At 69.5% G+C, this 15,948-nt stretch carries 16 protein-coding genes; 10 read left to right on the forward strand and 6 right to left on the reverse strand.

Annotation, left to right across the window (positions count from 1 at the left end; translation table 11 throughout):
• The first annotated feature begins 69 nt into the window (after positions 1-69).
• The gene (gene gyrB, locus ACY5J6_RS10695) at positions 70-1,974 is read left to right on the forward strand and encodes a DNA topoisomerase (ATP-hydrolyzing) subunit B (protein WP_462845067.1); all 1,905 of its coding nucleotides are present in this window, start codon (positions 70-72) and stop codon (positions 1,972-1,974) included.
• Positions 1,975-1,998: 24 nt separating this feature from the next.
• Entirely contained in the window at positions 1,999-4,296 is a 2,298-nt protein-coding gene (gene hrpB, locus ACY5J6_RS10700; protein ID WP_462845069.1) for an ATP-dependent helicase HrpB, read from the forward strand.
• Here hrpB and ACY5J6_RS10705 read toward each other — a convergent pair.
• Complete coding sequence (locus tag ACY5J6_RS10705) at positions 4,293-4,718, reverse strand: hypothetical protein (protein ID WP_462845071.1); 426 nt, start codon at positions 4,716-4,718, stop codon at positions 4,293-4,295. The two genes, hrpB and ACY5J6_RS10705, sit on opposite strands and share 4 nt — an antisense overlap.
• Before the next feature lie 49 nt (positions 4,719-4,767).
• On the opposite strand from ACY5J6_RS10705, the gene ACY5J6_RS10710 reads away from it, so the two are divergent.
• From ACY5J6_RS10710 to ACY5J6_RS10745, 8 genes are all read left to right on the forward strand, one after another.
• Positions 4,768-5,160, forward strand: coding sequence for an SCP2 sterol-binding domain-containing protein (locus tag ACY5J6_RS10710; protein ID WP_462845072.1), 393 nt, complete (start codon positions 4,768-4,770; stop codon positions 5,158-5,160).
• The gene (locus ACY5J6_RS10715; protein WP_462845074.1) at positions 5,157-6,191 is read left to right on the forward strand and encodes an alcohol dehydrogenase family protein; all 1,035 of its coding nucleotides are present in this window, start codon (positions 5,157-5,159) and stop codon (positions 6,189-6,191) included. Before ACY5J6_RS10710 ends, ACY5J6_RS10715 begins: the two co-directional genes overlap by 4 nt.
• A gap of 269 nt (positions 6,192-6,460) precedes the next feature.
• Positions 6,461-6,874 (forward strand): hypothetical protein, encoded by a 414-nt coding sequence (locus tag ACY5J6_RS10720; RefSeq protein WP_462845076.1) that lies wholly within the window; start codon positions 6,461-6,463, stop codon positions 6,872-6,874.
• A 34-nt stretch (positions 6,875-6,908) separates the two neighbouring features.
• Entirely contained in the window at positions 6,909-7,922 is a 1,014-nt protein-coding gene (locus tag ACY5J6_RS10725) for an LptF/LptG family permease (RefSeq protein WP_462845078.1), read from the forward strand.
• Positions 7,919-8,962 (forward strand): LptF/LptG family permease, encoded by a 1,044-nt coding sequence (locus ACY5J6_RS10730; protein WP_462845080.1) that lies wholly within the window; start codon positions 7,919-7,921, stop codon positions 8,960-8,962. Before ACY5J6_RS10725 ends, ACY5J6_RS10730 begins: the two co-directional genes overlap by 4 nt.
• On the forward strand, positions 8,959-11,433 hold the full coding sequence (locus tag ACY5J6_RS10735) for an LPS-assembly protein LptD (RefSeq protein WP_462845082.1): 2,475 nt from the start codon (positions 8,959-8,961) through the stop codon (positions 11,431-11,433). Before ACY5J6_RS10730 ends, ACY5J6_RS10735 begins: the two co-directional genes overlap by 4 nt.
• Positions 11,430-12,419 carry a hypothetical protein gene (locus ACY5J6_RS10740; protein ID WP_462845084.1) on the forward strand — a complete coding sequence of 330 codons (990 nt, stop codon included), beginning with the start codon at positions 11,430-11,432 and terminating at the stop codon, positions 12,417-12,419. Before ACY5J6_RS10735 ends, ACY5J6_RS10740 begins: the two co-directional genes overlap by 4 nt.
• A 3-nt stretch (positions 12,420-12,422) precedes the next feature.
• The gene (locus tag ACY5J6_RS10745; RefSeq protein WP_462845086.1) at positions 12,423-13,106 is read left to right on the forward strand and encodes an SDR family NAD(P)-dependent oxidoreductase; all 684 of its coding nucleotides are present in this window, start codon (positions 12,423-12,425) and stop codon (positions 13,104-13,106) included.
• On the opposite strand, the gene ACY5J6_RS10750 is transcribed toward ACY5J6_RS10745, so the two are convergent.
• The 5 genes from ACY5J6_RS10750 to ispD form a co-directional block, all read right to left on the reverse strand.
• Positions 13,060-13,398, reverse strand: a complete 339-nt coding sequence (locus ACY5J6_RS10750) for a VanZ family protein (protein ID WP_462845088.1) — start codon at positions 13,396-13,398, stop codon at positions 13,060-13,062. The genes ACY5J6_RS10745 and ACY5J6_RS10750 overlap by 47 nt on opposite strands.
• Entirely contained in the window at positions 13,398-13,790 is a 393-nt protein-coding gene (gene mce / locus ACY5J6_RS10755; protein WP_462845090.1) for a methylmalonyl-CoA epimerase, read from the reverse strand. Before mce ends, ACY5J6_RS10750 begins: the two co-directional genes overlap by 1 nt.
• Before the next feature lie 157 nt (positions 13,791-13,947).
• The gene (locus ACY5J6_RS10760; RefSeq protein ID WP_462845092.1) at positions 13,948-14,514 is read right to left on the reverse strand and encodes a hypothetical protein; all 567 of its coding nucleotides are present in this window, start codon (positions 14,512-14,514) and stop codon (positions 13,948-13,950) included.
• On the reverse strand, positions 14,462-15,319 hold the full coding sequence (gene ispE / locus ACY5J6_RS10765; protein ID WP_462845094.1) for a 4-(cytidine 5'-diphospho)-2-C-methyl-D-erythritol kinase: 858 nt from the start codon (positions 15,317-15,319) through the stop codon (positions 14,462-14,464). The genes ACY5J6_RS10760 and ispE overlap by 53 nt, the downstream gene beginning before the upstream one ends.
• Positions 15,292-15,948 (reverse strand): 2-C-methyl-D-erythritol 4-phosphate cytidylyltransferase, encoded by a 657-nt coding sequence (ispD, locus tag ACY5J6_RS10770; protein WP_462845096.1) that lies wholly within the window; start codon positions 15,946-15,948, stop codon positions 15,292-15,294. The genes ispE and ispD overlap by 28 nt, the downstream gene beginning before the upstream one ends.

The raw sequence follows: 15,948 nt of genomic DNA on the forward strand, positions 1-15,948 counted from the left end.
GCGCAAAGGGCCACAAGCCCCCTTCCTCATGGCGAAAACCTCCCCCTCAACTTGTGGTATACTGGGGGGGTGAGCTACGACGCTTCCGCCATTAAGGTGCTCAAAGGCCTGGAAGGGGTGCGCCACCGCCCGGCCATGTACATCGGCGGCACGGGGGTGGAGGGCTACCACCACCTCTTCAAGGAGATCCTGGACAACGCCGTGGACGAGGCCCTGGCGGGCTACGCCACGGAGATCGTCACCGCCCTAAACCCGGACGGCTCCCTCACCGTGGAGGACAACGGCCGGGGCATCCCCGTGGACCTCATGCCCGAGGAGGGTAAGCCCGCGGTGGAGGTCATCTACACCACCCTGCACTCGGGGGGCAAGTTTGAAAGCGGGGCCTACAAGGTCTCGGGGGGGCTCCACGGGGTGGGGGCCAGCGTGGTGAACGCCCTCTCCGAGTGGACGGTGGTGGAGGTCTTCCGGGAAGGGAAGCACCACCGGATCGCCTTCAGCCGGGGCGAGGTCACCGCGCCCCTCCAGGTAGTGGGCCAAGCCCCCAAGGGGAAGACCGGCACCCGGGTCACCTTCAAGCCCGACCCGGAGATCTTCGGGAACCTCGCCTTTGACCCCAGCAAGGTCCGGGCCCGCCTGAAGGAGGTGAGCTTCCTGGTGGCGGGCCTCAAACTGGTCTTCAGGGACCTGGTCCACGGCAAGGAGGAGGTCTTCTTGGACAAGGGGGGCGTGGCCTCCTTCGCCAAGGCCCTGGCGGAAGGGGAAGAACCCCTCTACGAGAAGCCCTTCCTCATCCGCGGGCAGGAGGGCGAGGTGGAGGTGGAGGTGGGCTTCCTCCACACCAAGGGGTACACCGCCGAGATCCTCACCTACGCCAACATGATCCCCACCCGGGACGGGGGCACCCACCTCACCGCCTTCAAGGCCGCCTACAGCCGCGCCCTGAACCAGTACGCCAAGAAAGCCGGGCTCAACAAGGAAAAGGGCCCCCAGCCCACGGGGGATGACCTTCTGGAGGGGCTTTACGCCGTGGTCTCGGTGAAGCTCCCCAACCCCCAGTTTGAGGGGCAGACCAAGGGGAAGCTCCTAAACCCCGAGGCCGGGACCGCCGTGGGCCAGGTGGTCTACGAGAAGCTTCTGGAAATCCTCGAGGAAAACCCCCGCATCGCCAAGACCATCTACGAGAAGGCCCTGAGGGCCGCCCAGGCCCGGGAGGCGGCGAGGAAAGCGAGGGAGCTCGTCCGCAGGCAGAACCCCCTGGAGTCCGACGACCTCCCCGGGAAGCTCGCCGACTGCCAGACGGAAAACCCCGAGGAGGCGGAGCTTTTCATCGTGGAGGGGGACTCGGCGGGGGGAAGCGCCAAGCAGGGCCGGGACCGCCGCTTCCAGGCCATCCTGCCCTTGAGGGGCAAGATCCTGAACGTGGAAAAGGCGGGGCTTTCCAAGGCCCTGAAAAACGCCGAGGTGCGGGCCATGGTGGCGGCCATCGGGGCCGGGATCGGCGGGGACGGAGAGGCCCACTTTGACCTCGAGGGCCTCCGCTACCACAAGATCATCATCATGACCGACGCCGACGTGGACGGAAGCCACATCCGCACCCTCCTCCTCACCTTCTTCTACCGCTACATGCGCCCCCTCATCGAGCGGGGCCACGTCTACATCGCCCAGCCCCCCCTCTACCGCCTCCAGGTGGGGAAGAAGGTGGAGTACCTCTACTCCGAGGAGGAACTCCAGGCGCGGCTCAAGGAGCTGGAGGGCAAGGGCTACGAGGTCCAGCGCTTCAAGGGCCTGGGGGAGATGAACCCGGAGCAGCTTTGGGAGACCACCATGAACCCGGAGAAGCGGGTCCTCAAGCGGGTGGAGCTCCAGGACGCCCTCGAGGCCAGCGAGCTCTTCGAGCGGCTCATGGGCCAGGAAGTGGCCCCGAGGCGCGAGTTCATCGAGGAGCACGCCCGCTACGCCGAGCTGGACATCTAAGCTCCCTACCCTGGCCCCCCGAAGATGAAGCCTGGCTGGCTGGACGAGGCGGTAGCCCTGCTCCTAAGGCGGGGCCGCCTCCTCCTTAAGGCCTACCCCGGGGCGGGCAAGAGCACCCTCTTCCCCTTAAGGCTCCTTTCCGCCCTCCCCGGAAAGGTCCTCCTCTTTGAACCCAGGCGGGTGGCGGCCCGGGCGGTGGCGGCGAGGCTCGCCGAAAACCTGGGGGAGCCTCTGGGAAAGACCGTGGGCTACCGGGTGCGCCTGGAGGGGGAGGAGGGGCCAAAGACCCGGCTTCTCGTGATGACCGAGGGCCTCCTTGCGAGGCGCCTCCTGGAAGACCCCACCCTGGAGGGGATCTCCGCCGTCCTCCTGGACGAGGCCCACGAGCGCCACCTGGAGGGGGACCTGGCCCTGGCCCTCCTCCTACGCCTCCAGGAAACCCTCCGGCCCGACCTCAAGATCGCCCTCCTCACCGCCACCCCCGACCCGGACCTGGAAGGGGCCCTGGGCGGGGCCGTGTTGGAAGTGGAGGGAGAAGGCCACCCGGTGGAGGTCTTCCACCTGAAAAGGCCCCCGGAGGGCCCCTTGGAACCCCTCGCCGCCCACTACGCCCGAAGCGCCTTCTTGGAGGGAGAAGGGGACGTTCTGGTCTTCCTCCCGGGGAGGGGGGAGATAGAGCGCACTCAGAGGCTTCTCCAGGACCTTCCCGCCTTCCCCCTCCACGGAGGGCTTCCCCTGAGGGAGCAGGCCGCCCTCCTCAGGCCCGGCCCCCGGAAGATCGTTCTGGCCACCGACGTGGCCGAAACCAGCCTCACCCTGCCCCAGGTGCGCGCCGTGGTGGACTCGGGCCTCGCCAGAAAGCCCCGCTTTGACGCCAGGACGGGCCTCACCCGGCTGGCCCTGGTGCGGATCCCGGAGGAGTCCGCCAAGCAGCGGGCGGGCCGGGCAGGGCGCACGGGACCCGGGCGGGTTTACCGCCTCTACCCCCAAGGCCCCTTTCCCCCCAAAAGGCCCGAGGTCCTGGAAACCGACCTCTCCCGGGCGGTTCTCCTGGCCCTGGCCTTTGGAGAAAGGCTGGAAGACCTCCCCCTGCCCACCCAACCCCCCTGGGGAGCCCTCGAGGCCGCCTGGAGCGTCCTAAGGGCCCTGGGGGCGGTGGAGGGGAGGGCCCTCACCCCCCTGGGCCGGAGGATGCTCCACCTTCCCACCCACCCCCGCCTGGCCCGCCTGGCCCTCGAGGCCGAGGCCCGGGGCCTCCTCCCCCTGGCGGCGGACCTGCTGGCCCTCTTGGAGGAGGGAAGCCCCCTGGAAGAAGCCCACCTCCTCCCCCACCTGGAAAGCCTGCTGGAAGCCCGGAGGAGGGGTCAGGGCCCCCTCCTAAGGGTGGAAAGGGCTTCCGCCCTCTGGCGGAGGCGCCTCGGGACACCTCCTCTGGAGAGCCTCCCGGAACCGGAGACCTTAGGCGCCCTCCTCCTCGCCGCCTACCCCGACCGGGCGGCGGAGAGGGTGGGGCCCGGCCGCTACCGGCTGGCCACGGGGCGGGCCTTGCGTCTGGCGGACCCCGAGAACCCGCCCTACCTGGTGGCCGTGGCGGCGGAACTGGGGGAGAAGGAAGGGTGGGTCCAGCGCTTCGCCCCCCTTGCCCGGGAAGACCTCCTAAGGCGGGCGGAAGTGGTCCCCTGGACGGGTTGGGAGGAAGGACGGCTGCGGGGGTATCTGGAAAGCCGCTTCGGGGCCCTGGTCCTGGAGAGGCTACCCGTGGAGCCGGGAAACCCCACCGCGGAGCACCTGAGGGAGGCCTTGAAGGAGGGCCTGCCCCTTTCCGAGGAGGCCCGGCAGGTCCTCCTCCGCCTCCGCTTCCTTAGGGCCCAGGGAGTGGAGGTGCCCGAGCTCACCGAGGAAAGCCTCCTGGCCGACCTCTCCTGGCTCCTCCCCTGGGCGCAAGGGGTGCGGGGGGTGGAGGACCTAAAGGCCCTTCCCTGGAAGGAGATCCTCCTCTCCCTTTTGGGGGAGAAGAGGGCCCTTCTGGAGGCCCTGGCCCCGGAGAACCTCCCCTTGCCCTCCGGAAGGAAAAAGCGCCTCCTCTACCGAGAAGACGCCCCACCCCTTCTCTCCCTCCGGGTGCAGGAGGCCTTTGGTCTCAAGGAGACCCCCAAGGTGCTGGGCGGGCGCCTTCCCGTGGCGGTGGAACTTCTCTCCCCCGCGGGCAGGCCCGTGCAGGTGACCCAGGACCTAAAGGGCTTCTGGGAGAAGCACTACCCCAGGGTGCGCCAGGAGCTCATGCGCCGCTACCCCAAGCACCCCTGGCCGGAGAAGCCCTAAGGCAAAAAGAGCTCCGCCCGCACCCAAACACGGGCCCTCTCCACCCAAAGGGGGTTGTCGTCCAGGTAGAGGGCTTCCTCCGGGGAAAGCCTCAAGGCCTCCAAGGCCCGGCGGAGGGCCTGGAGCTTGTCCGGGTGGTGGAAGGCGGTAAGGCCCTCGGGAGGAGGGAGATCGGAAATGAGGTAAAAGGGCTCCGAAAAGGCCTGGCCCCGCCTCTGAAAGGCCCTCGGGTAGAGGCGGGAAGCCCCCGGGAACAAGGCCTCCAAAACCCCTGGGCCCTCCTCCTTGAGGCGGGGCAGGAGGTCGTAAAACGCTTGGGAGAGGTAGAAGAGGGGCTCCCCGGTGGCCTCGGAAAGAAGCCGAAGCAGGCGCGGCTCCACGGGCTCGCAAAAGACCCCGGAAAGGTCCAGGAGGTAGACCACCTACCCAGGCTACCCCAAAAGGCTTATACTCGGTGCAAAGGAGGAAGCCATGCAGCTTTTTGGGGAGGATTGGGCCCAAGCCTACTGCCGGAAGCTGAACGAGAGCGAGGCCTACCGCAAGGCGGCGAGCACCTGGGAGGGCACCTTGGCCCTGGCGGTGCGCCCGGACCCTAGGGCGGGCCTCGCCCGGGGGGTGGCCGTGGTCCTGGACCTCTGGCACGGGGCCTGCCGGGGGACGAAGGTGGTGGAGGGGGAGGCGGAGGCGGACTTCGTCATCGAGGCCGACCTCGCCACCTGGCAGGAGGTCCTGGAGGGGCGCCTCGAGCCCCTAAGCGCCCTCATGCGGGGGCTTTTGGAGCTCAAGAAGGGCACCCTCGCCGCCCTCGCCCCCTACGCCCAGGCGGCCCAGGAGCTCGTCAAGGTGGCCCGGGAGGTGGCATGAGGGCGGCGGTTTACAAGGGGCCCTTCCAGGTAGCGGTGGAGGAGGTCCCGGAACCCAGGCTGGAAGCGGACACGGACGCCCTCGTGGAGGTAGAACTTTCCGCCATCTGCGGCTCCGACCTTCACATCTACCACGGCAGGATCGCCGGGGTCCTGCCGGGGACGGTCCTGGGCCACGAGTTTGTGGGGCGCATCGTGGAGAAGGGCCCCCTGGTGCCCTTTCCCTTGGGGGAAAGGGTGGTGGGAAGCTTCCAGGTGGCCTGCGGAGAGTGCGCCGCCTGCCGCAAGGGCCAGTACTTCGCCTGCTTGCGTGGAGGGGTGTACGGCTTTGGCCTGGCCCTCGGGAACCTGCAAGGCGCCCAGGCGAAAAGGGTGCGGGTCCCCTTCGCCCGGCACACCCTCTTCCCCATCGGGGACCTCCCCGCTGAGGAGGCCATCCTCGCCGGGGACATCCTCACCACCGCCTACGGGGGGGTAAGGCCCTTCCTCACCCCCGGCATGAGCGTGGCCGTGGTGGGCTCGGGGCCCGTGGGCCTCATGGCCCAGATGGTGGCCCACGCCCTGGGGGCGGGCCCGGTCTTTGCCATAGACCCCGAGGAAAGCCGCCTGGAAAAGGCCAAGGCCCTGGGGAGCTTTCCCCTGAACCCCAAGGCCGAGGACCCCGTGGCCCGCATCCGCAAGGCCACCGAGGGCCTGGGGGCGGACCTGGCGGTGGAGGCGGTGGGCGGGGAAGGGGAGGCTTTAAAGCTCGCCCTGCGCCTCGCAGGCCCGGGAGGCGTGGTCTCCAGCCTGGGGGTGCCCACGGTGGAGAAGGTGGACTACCCCTGGCTTTCCGCCTTCAGCCGGGGGATCACCCTAAGGAGCGCCCTGGCCAACGTCCCCCGCTGGATCGGCGAGGTCCTGGCCCTGCAGAAGGCGGGAAGGCTCAAGGGTAGCTTCGTCTTCAGCCACCACCTCCCCCTGGAGGAGGCCCCCGAAGGGTACCGCCTCTTCCACGAGCGCCAGGCCAGCAAGGTGGCCCTGGTACCCTAAAACAAAACCGGCCGCCCGCGGGCGGCTTTCTTCTTTTGACTTCTTCAGTATACCACGGGTTGCCCGTATGTAAAGTGGTATGCAACAAAACCCGTCCGCGAAGGGGGTTCTAAGGGGTTGAGCGGGAAAGAGTAAAATCAATCCTATCTAAGAACCGGTGCATCTTGGGTTTCCAGGCCGGTGTGGAGAAGCCCTCTCAGGGCCGAATGTGCTTTGGATCGCGGGCCCCTTCCCGCTTGGGGCTACCCTTAAAGGGGAAGGAGGCGGCCATGGCCCGGTACCTGGTGGTGGCCCACCGCGCGGCCAAGAGTCCGGTGCTGGCGACCAAGCTCAAGGAGCTCCAGGCCCAAGACCCGGAGGCCCGCTTCGTCCTCCTGGTTCCCGCGGTGCCCCCTCCCGGATGGGTCTACGAGGAGAACGAGGTGCGGCGCCGGGCCGAGGAGGAGGCGGAAGCGGCCAAGCGGGCCCTCGAGGCCCAGGGCATCCCCATAGAAGAAGCCAAGGCGGGGGACATCTCTCCCCTCCTTGCCCTAGAGGAGGAGCTCCTCGCCCACCCCGGGGCCTACCAGGCCATCGTCCTCGCCACCCTTCCCCCGGGGCTTTCCCGCTGGCTCCGGCTGGACGTCCACACCCAGGCGGAGCGCTTTGGCCTCCCCGTCATCCACGTGATGGCAGGGCCCTAGGCCCATTCTCATCCTCCGCCCGTATACTGCCCCCGTGCTGGGGCGCTACCTCTTAAGGGAGGTCCTCCTTCCCTACCTGGTGGGGGTTCTCCTTTTCGTCGCCCTCCTCACCTTTGACCTCCTCTCCAGCCTTTCCGGGGTCCTGTTGAGCCGGGGGGCGGGGGCGGAGGCCATCGCCCTCCTCGTCCTCTACCGCCTGCCCTGGACCCTGAGCCTCGCCCTCCCCCTGGGCCTGGTCTTCGCCGTCCTGGTGGGGCTTGCCCGCCTCGTCCGCCACTCGGAGCTGAAGGCGGCCTACGCCGCGGGGGTGCCCCCCTTGGCCCTTCTAAAGCCCCTTCTCCTCCTCTCCCTCCTGGTGAGCCTCCTCAACCTTTTCAACCTGGCCGAGTTCAGGCCCAAAGCCCTAGAGGCTTACGACGGGGCCCTCTCCCGCCTCCTCTACGGGGAAGGGGGCCCAGGCGGGGTTCTCCGGCGGCAGGTCTACGCCCTGGAGGGGCTGGGGGTCTACTACGCCGAGGAGGTGCGCCCCGAGGTGGAGCAGAACCGCCTTTTCGGCCTCCGCGTGGTGGACGAAAAGGGCCGGGTCTACAGCGGCGGGGAAGGGGTCTGGGACCGGGAGGGGTGGCGGTTCAAGGGGTACGTGCTGGAGGCTTCCCGGGGGCTTAAGCCCTTCCAGGGCATCCTCCCCTTTCCCACCCTCTTCCGCCCCAAGGAAAGCCTGGGCTCCCGCGACCCCTACGACACCAGCACCCTAAAGGAGCTCTGGCAAAGGGGCAGGGTGGAGGCGGGGGCCCGCTTCGCCCTCCACCGCCGTCTGGCGGACGCCCTGGGAGGGTTCCTCCTGGGGGTGAGCGCCGCCCTCCTGGGGCTCTCCCTAAAGGAGGCCTCCTGGGCCTTTCTGGGGGTGGTGCTCCTCATCTTCGGCTACTACGTCCTCTGGACCCTTTCCGCCCAGCTTGCCCGGTACGACGTAAGCCCCCTCCTGGCCTACCTGCCGGACCTCTTCTACGGGCTCTTGGCCTCTCTTCTCGCCTGGAGGCTACGGTGAAGACCCTGGACCGCTACCTCCTCAGGGAGGCCCTGGGCCTCTTCGCCGGGGGGCTGGCCGTCTTGGTCCTCCTCTTCCTGGCGGGGGCGGTCTACGAGGTCCTGGCCCCCCTGGTGGCCAAGGGGGCCGACCCCTACACCCTCCTTCTCTACCTCCTTTACCGCACCCCCGAGGCCCTGGTGCGGGGGGCCCCGGTGGCCTACCTCTTCGCCCTCCTCCTCCTCCTCTCCCGCATGGCCGAGGACGCGGAGCTCAAGGCCCTCTTGGCCTTAGGGATCCGGCGGGAACGGGTCCTCCTGCCCTTTTTCCTCCTGGGAAGCGGCATCGCCCTGGCCGCCTTCCTCCTGGGGGAGGGCCTGGTGCCGCGGGCCTTGGCCCAGGGGCAGGACCTCCTCAGGCGGCAGGTGCTGGAAAGGCCAAGAGCCCTCCTCGCCCCGGGGGCCACCTTCCAGGACGCCCGGGGGAGGGTGGTCTACGTGGGGGAGGTGAGGGGGGAGGCCATCGGCAAGCTGCGGGTGCTCTCCCGGGAGGAGGTCCTCCTGGCGGAAAAGGGCCGCTTCCAGGGAGGGGTCTTGCGGGTGGAAGAGGGCCTACGGGTTACCTACGAAGGGGACAGGCCCCGCACCCTAACCCGCTTCCGGCGGGGGGAGCTGGTCCTCAAGGACCTCACCTTCGAACCCTGGCAGAACCCGGCGAACCGCATGCCCCTCCTCGAGCTGCGGAAGGAGGTGGAAAGGCTGAGGGCCATGGGGGTGCGGGCGGGCCTCGAGGCCACCACCTACCACCGCCGCTTCGCCGAGCCCGCCTCGGCCCTGGTCTTCGCCCTCTTCGCCACCGGCCTCGCCTTCTACCTCCTGGGGGGAAGCCGGAGCCTGGGCCTGGTGGGGGTGGCGGTCCTCACCTTCTTCTACTACGCCACCTGGAGCGTGGGGCGCATCATGGGGGAGCAGAACGCCCTGAACCCGGTTCTCGCCGCCTGGGGGCCCAACCTCCTCTACGGGGTCCTGGGCCTTCTCCTCTTCCTGGGAGGGCGGCGGTGAGGTGGCTTCCCCTCCTCTTCCTTCTCCTCCTCCCCGCCCTGGCCCAGGAGAGGGTGCTGAAGGTGCTGGAGGCAGACCGGCTGGAGCTTCGGGAGGAGGGGGGGGAGGAGGTGGTGGTGCTCACGGGAAGCCCGGTGCGCCTGGAAAGGGGCGGGGAGGCCTTGGAAGCGGAGCGGGTGGTCTACTTAAGGGAGAAAAGGTTCCTCCTCCTTTCGGGGAAGGTGCGCTACCGGGACCGGGAAGGGCGCCTCGTGGAGGCGGAAGAGCTTCAGGTGGACCTCTCCGACGAGAGCTTTGACGCCCTGGCGGTGCGCATAGAGGCCAAGGACCTCCTCCTCACCGGCCCCCTCTGCCAGCGGGCGGCGGGGGCCATCCTCCTGGAACAGGGCTACGCCACCCCGTGCGCCTCGTGCGACCAGGAGGTCCCCGACTACGCCTTCCGCGCCCGGGAGATCGTCCTCTACCCCGGGGACCGGGCGGTGGCCCGGGACGTGACCCTCCTGGTCCAGGAGAAGCCCGTCCTCACCCTGCCCGTCCTCCTCCTCTACCTCTCGGAGAGGAGGCCCCGGCTGGAAGTGGGCCAGGACCAGGGGGGCTTCTACCTCAAAGGGGCCCTCCCCTACGTGAGCGCGTTGGGCCTGGGCTACACCCTCCTCGGCTACTACCAGGGCCGGGGCTACGGCTTCGGCCTGGACCACTTCGGAACGGGCGAGGCCAAGGAACGCTACTTCTTTTACCACACCCCTCCCGACACCTTCCAGTACCGGGGGGAGTACGGCCTGAAGCGGGCGGAGTTTTCGGTCGCGGCCCTGGTGGAGCGGGACGACACCCGGGAAAAGCTCACCCGCTTCCGCCTCGAGGCCCTCTCCCCAGGGGCCCCGAGGCCCGAAGAGTGGCGCTACGCCCTAAGGCTCGAGGGCTTCCTGGACCACGACCCCGCCACCCCCCCGCCCCGCGCCCTCCAGCGCCTCCCCGAGCTGGAAGCGCAAAGCCCCACCCTCCGCCAAGGCCCCTTCAGCCTCCAGATGGGCCTTCTTTTGGGCCGCTACCTGGCGGAGACCAACCCCCTAAACCGCTCCGCCCGGGCCCTAGGCCCCTACGCCGAGGCGGGAAGGCTCCTCCTCGCCCACACGGAAAGCCTCGTCCTCGCCCCCTGGCCCGGGGCCACCTTGCGGGCGGAAAACCGCTTCCGGGGCTTCTACTACACCACCCAGAACCCCGACGGGGAGCACGAGCGCCAGGTGGACTGGAGCGCGGGCCTCGCCCTGCGCCAGGCCCTCGGGGGCTTCAGCCTGGAAGCGGGCTACCTGAGAAACGTCCAAGAAGGGGAAAGCCCCTTCCGCTTTGACGCCCTGCCCAAGCGCCGGACCCACCAGGCCACCTTAGGCCTAGGCTTCCAGGAAAGGCCCCTGGCCCTGAGGCTAAAGGGGGGGTGGGATCTGGAGGGAAGCCGGTACCTCCCCTTGGAGGCCGAGGCCAGGCTCCAGGACCAGGGGTACGGCCTCCTCCTCTACCACAAGCGGGGCCTGGAGGAAGGCCCCCTGGAGACCCGCCTGGAGGGAAGCCTCACCCCCTACCCCTTCTCCTTGCGGGCAAGCCTCCGCTACGACCACCAAGGGGCCCGCTTTGACCCCCTCCTCCTCCAGGGGGCCTACGCCCTCCCCGGGGGGAGCCTGAACCTCGCCCACCGCCAGGGCCTCCAGGGGGAAGGGGCCCTGGAAACGAGCCTCACCCTGGCCTACCGGGAGGGCCAGGAGGCCTACACCCTCCAGGCCCGGAGGGACTGGCCCAAGGACACCCTCCAGGCCTCGGGGCAGGCCATCCTGGGCCCCCAAAGCCTCTCCCTCCAGGCCACCCTGGACCCCACCGCCCTCGCCTACCAGGCGGGCTTCCGCTCGGGGATCGCCCCCGGGCCCCTTTGGGACCTCCTCCTCTCCGGGCGGTACCAAGAGGGCTTCCGGGGGACGAACCTCCGCATGGGCCTCACCCAGGCCCTTCCCGAGGTAGCCTTCCGCCTCACGGCCAACCTCCACCTGCCGGAGGTGGAGGACAGGGAAGCCTACCTCAAGGACCTCACCTTCGCGGGCGGCCTGGAGCTTTGGGGGCCCACCCCGCCGGACGAGGGGGGAGAAAACGCCCTCCCCGGGCTTTCCTTTTCGGGAAGCCTCACCTACACCCGAAACCCCGCAAGCCCCGAGGGCTACGCCCTCTCCTTGAGGAACTTCGGCCCCACCCTCACCTTCCTGGGCCGGGAGAACACCAGGCTCCACCTCTCCGCCCTCCTCACCCAGAACCTCCCGGGAACCCCCCTGAAGCCCAAGTTCCTCCTCACCCTGGACCGGTGCTGCTGGGCCATGCGCTTCACCCTGGACGCGGCCAAGGGCGAGGTGCGCCTGGCCTTCCTCTACGGGGGGCAGGCGGCGGAGGTGCTCATGGACGAGGAGGGCGTGCGCTTAGGAGGTCTGCCGTGAAGCGGCTTGGGTTCCTCCCGCTCCTCTTCCTCGCCGCCTGCACGGGAAGCCAGGAGGCCCCGCTTCCCGCCCTCCTGGCGGCGGGGGGGCAGGGCGAGGTGCGCTTCTTCAAGGCCCAGGACCTGCAGCGGGGCACCGCCGCCCCCGTGGACACCTGGAGCGCGCCGGACCTCCAGGACCTGGCCTACAGCATCGCCTTCCGCAGGCTCTACCTCCTCTTCCCCGACCGGGTAGAGGCCTACGACGCCGCGGGCTTCACGGAGGCCTCGGTCCCCAGGGGAGCCCCCTTGGTCCAGGCCTTTCCTGGGGGCGTGGACTGCACGGGGGGGTACCTCCGCCTGGGGCAAAACGCCCTCCTCGCCCACTGCCCGGGGGCGGGGCGGGCCTTCCTCTGGAGCCTGGACGGGAGCGGAAGCCTCCTGGAGGCGGACCTCACGGGCCTGGACCCCGCCTCCCGCCTCGCCCTCCTCCCCCAGGGGAGCCTGGACCTCCTGGCCTACCTGACCCAGGAGGCCCTGGGCTTTCGCCCGGCCCAGGACCCCCAAGGAACCCCTTCCCTGGAAAAGCCCCTAAGCCCCCCCTTGGACCAGGCCCCCTTTGACCTCCGGGCGGACGGGGCCAAAGGAAGGCTTCTGGGCCTGGGAAGCCAGGGCCTCGAGGCCCGCCTCTACACCCTTCAGGGGGAGGCCCTGGGAAGCCAGAAAGTCCTGGGGGAGTTCTTCGGCGCCCCCCGCCTGGCCCTGGACCCCGTGGCGGGCCTTGTGGTCCACGGCCGGGGCTTCCAGGTCCTGGAGCCCAAGGCCTCCTCGGTCCTGGAGCCCTCCACCGACTTCGCCGCGGGGGCCGTGGGGCAGGACGGGTACCTGTACCTGGCCTCCGGAAGCCTCCTCTACGTCTACGACCTCGTCCCCTCCCCGCCCCAAAGGGTGGCCACCCCTTCCCTAGGCTTCGCTCCCAAGGCCTTGGCCTTCCTCCCGGTAGAATGAGGCATGCTGCAGGACAAGGCTTTCCTCATCACGGGAGCGGGTGGGGCCCTGGCCCGGGCCCTCATCCCCGCCTTCCACCGGGCAGGGGCGAGGCTCTTCCTCTCGGACCCCAGGCTCGAGCGCATGGCGGAACGGGCCGAGGCCGTGGGGGCAAAGACCTTCGTCGCCGACCTCACCAAGCTGGAGAAGGCCCTGGCCCTGGCCCGCTTCGTGGAACGGGAGACCCCCCTCTACGGGGTGGTCCACACCGTGGGGGGCTTCGCCGCCGGGCGCTTTCTGGACTCCGACCCCGGGCTTTACGACTGGATGCTGGACCTGAACCTCCGCACCGCCTACAACCTCCTAAGGGCCGTCCTTCCCTACATGGAGAAGCGAGGGGAGGGGTTCTTCGCCGCCTTCGCCGCTGGCCCTGCCTGGACGGGGGCAGGCCCCGGAAGGGCCCTCTACGCCATGGCCAAGACCGCCCTGGCGAGCCTCTTAAGGTCCTTGCAGGGGGAGATAGAAGGGGTGCGCTTCCTCGTGGTCTACCCCATGGGCACCCTGGACACGGAGGCCAACCGCAAGGCCATGCCCGAGGCGGACTTCTCCCGCTGGATCGCCCCCGAGCTCGTGGCGGAGATGGTGGTGGAGGCGGCGAAGGCTAGGGGCGGGAGGCTTCTGGAGCTTCCCATCTACCCGCCCCTCTAGCCCCCAGGTAGGCCCCCAGGAAATCCGCCACGAGGTCCAGGCCGAAGGCCTCCCGCCCGGGGACGTAGCTTTGGTGCGCCTCGTCCACCACCCCGTAGAGGGCGGCGAGGAGGAAAGCGGGAGCGAAGCGCCCAAGGCCCCGCCGCCAAAGGGCCCCGAGGAGGGCGTAGGCCAGGAAGTGGGCGAGCTTGTCCCAAGGATGGGGAAGCCCGCCTCCTAGGGCGGGCCGGTCGGAAAGCCACCAGAGGACCCCCATCCACAAGAGGGCGAGGAAGGCGTAGAAGGGGCGCACTAGGCCTCCACCAGCTCCCACAGGACCCCGAGGCCAAAGCTGGGGTAGAGGAAGGCCACCCGGTGCCCCCCGAAGCCGGGCCTGGGGGTCTCGTCTATAAGCCTCGCCCCTTCCGCCCTAAGCCGGGCGAGGGCTTCCTCTATCCGGGGGGTGGCGAAGGCCAGGTGGTGGAGGCCGGGGCCCCTTTTGGCCAAAAACCGCCCCACGGGGGTATCCGGGCCCAGGGGGGCGAGAAGCTCCAGGAGGGTTTCCCCTTCCCCCTCCAGGAGGGCCGCCCGCACCCCCTGGGCGGCCACCTCCCCTTCCGCCACCACCTGGAAGCCTAGAGCCCGGTAGCGGGCCTTGGCCTCCTCCAGGTCCTCCACGGCGATGCCCACGTGGTGGAGCCGCATGGGGCTATTCTAACGGTGGAGCCAAGTGCCCGCACTTTGCGACACGGGATGCCCGAAATGGGGCTAGGAGAGGGCTTTTGGGGGCCCCCACCGCAGCGAAAGCCGCGGTGGGGTACTTATACCACCCCATGCTGGCCCAAGCCAGCATGGGGTGGGATCAAAGGAGCAGGCTCCAGGTCCTCTTCTCCATCTCCAAAATGCGCTCCAGGTAACGGGCCAAAACCCTGGGGTCCAACGCCCCGGCCATGCCTTGGGCCAGCGCCTCCAGGTCAAAGAGCACCGCCTGGAACTCCGGGGCCGCCCAGTGCTCGGAAAGCTCCTGCCAGGGGCCATCCCCCTCCACGTGGGCGTTCCAGGCCTCGAGGAAGAGGCGGTTGAGGAAGTAGAAGAGCACCAGGCGGTAGGGGTAGGCGAGCCCCCCCATCTCCTCCAGAAGGGCGATGTATTCCCGCCGCACCGGGTGGACGGGAGCCTTAGGGTCCGCCCCTTGGGCCAAAAGCCAGTCCAGCTCCTCCACCGTGGCCAGGAGGGCCTGGACCAGGGGGAAGCGGTGGGCCTGGGGGGCTTCGGCGAGAAGGTCCACCTGATAGCGGTAAAGGGCCTCCACAAAGGGGTAGTCCTGCTTCAGCCAAAAGGCAAAGCGCTCCCGGTCCCAGCGGATGGGAAGAGCCTTAAGCGCCTCCAGAGCCTGGTGGTGGACTCCCGCCCTCTCCAAAAGCCCCATGGTTCCCTCCCAAAAACCCAAAGCGCGCGTAGCCCGTATACTTCAAGGCCTCCACCGCTCGCCTGGCGTGGGCCTCGTCCTCGGCCAGGCCGAAGAAGGCGCTTCCCGAACCGGAAAGGAGGACGCCCCTTAGCCCCAGGGCCCTTAGCCGCGCCTTGACCTCGCGAAGCTCGGGGTGGAGGCGGAAGGCAGGGCCCTCGAGGCTGTTCCAATAGGGCGGCTCCTCCCCCCGGGCCAGGGCCTGGAGGACGGCTTCCACCGGAAGCTCGGGGGCGAAGTCATGGGGCTTCACCTCCCGGTAGACCATGGGGGTGGGCAGGCGCAGACCGGGGGCGAAGACCACCACCGGCAGGGGCGGCAGGGAGAGGGGCCTGAGGCGCTCTCCCACCCCCCGGGCCTCGGCCACCCCCCCCAGGAGGAAGAAGGGCACGTCCGCCCCCAGGGAGAGGGCGAGGGCGAAGAGGTCCACTTCCGCCGGGTAAAGCTCCTTCAGGGCCAAAAGCACCTGGGCGGCGTCGGAACTGCCCCCGCCCAGGCCCGCCCCTTCGGGAAGGGCCTTCTCCAGGACCAGGCGCACCCCCCCCGGCCAGCCCGCCCGCTCCAGGTAGGCCAGAGCCGCCCGGTAGGCCAGGTTTCTTCGTCCGTAGCGGCCGCGGAAGGCGATCCCCTCGGGGATGGGCTCCAGGTGGAGGCGGTCCCCGAAGGAGAGGGCGGCGAAGAGGGTGTGGAGTTCGTGGTAGCCGTCGGGCCTTCTCCCCAAAAGGGAGAGGCCCAGGTTCACCTTGCCTGGGGCGATCCGTTCCATGCTCGCGCCAGGGCCTCCGCCAAGACCAGGTCCTCGGGGTAAGTGATCTTGAAGGCCGTCCTCTCCCCCTCCACCAGGGCCACGGGGTAGCCCAGGGCCTGCACCAGCTGGGCGTCGTCGGTGGCGGAAAACCCCCTCGTGCGGGCGTAGGCGTGGGCCTCCCGCAAGAGGGCGGTGAAGAAGCCCTGGGGCGTCTGCACCAGGCGCAGGGCCTCCCGGGGCAGGACCGCCCCGTAGCCTTCCCCCTCGGGGCGGATGAGGGTGTCGGGGACGGGAAGCACCGGCACCGCCGCCCCCTGGGCCTGGGTGGCCTTCAGGACCCTTTCCACAAGGCTTCGGCTCACGAAGGGCCGGGCCACGTCGTGGACCAGCACCAGGGGGAGGCTTGCCGCCTCCAGCAGGCGGGCCACGGACTCCTGTCGGGTCCTGCCCCCCTCCAGAAAGGCGGCCCGGAGGCCCCCGGGGGGGCTCACTCCTGGGGGCAGGGCCACCAGGACCTCCGCCGCCTCGGGAAAAGCGGCCAGGGTCCACTCCAAGAGGGTCCTTCCCCCCACCCGGAGGAAAGCCTTGGGCCCGAGGCCAAGCCGCTCCCCCTTTCCGGCGGCGGGGATGAGGACGGAAACCTCCAC

This window comes from Thermus sp. H19.2 (genome assembly GCF_054979525.1).